The sequence below is a fragment of the Clostridioides sp. ZZV15-6597 genome, assembly GCF_020657815.1.
In the GTDB taxonomy this organism is placed as follows: Bacteria; Bacillota; Clostridia; order Peptostreptococcales; family Peptostreptococcaceae; genus Clostridioides.
The window spans coordinates 1-561 of sequence record NZ_JAGWCT010000245.1 but is presented as its reverse complement, the minus strand read 5'-3'; the positions used below and the strand labels follow the sequence as shown (position 1 = coordinate 561).

The 561-nt window shown below is 30.5% G+C and carries 1 protein-coding gene; it reads right to left on the bottom strand.

Annotated elements, in window-relative coordinates:
• Nucleotides 1–561 (bottom strand): ABC transporter permease (locus tag KGF52_RS21100; protein WP_413927414.1); only part of this gene is annotated, 561 nt, incomplete at both ends.

Below are 561 nucleotides of genomic sequence, written 5' to 3'. Positions count from 1 at the left end.
CTATAAGTCCATTTGAAATCATAAGTCCTAATATTTTTATAGAACCGATATTTATACCCAAAGATTTAATCATTTGAGAGTTGTCACCAACACCTTTTAGAGTGTATCCAAGACCTGTCTTTAAGAATAAATCTAAAAGCACTTTACAGATAAATACAAATACTAAAGCTAAAACTATAGGAGATATTTCTCCATTGAATAAATGTTTAAAACTAAATAGTGGGATATTTGATTTTCCCATTATTCTTAAGTTGATAGAGTAGAGCATTCCCATAACTAAAATACCAGAAAGTAAGTTAGATATTTTAAATTTAATGTGAAGTACACCAGTTACAAGACCAGCAATACAACCACATAAAATAGCCATTAAAGTTGCTACTACAGGAGAAATCCCATTAGTAAGAGAAAAGGCTACAATAGAAGCTCCCATTGTGTAGCTACCATCAGCAGACATATCTGGAAAATCTAAGATTTTGTAAGTTATATAAACCCCCAGTGCCATGATTGATAAAATTAAACTTTGCGTCATTACAGATATAATACCTGACATAAATAAAACAC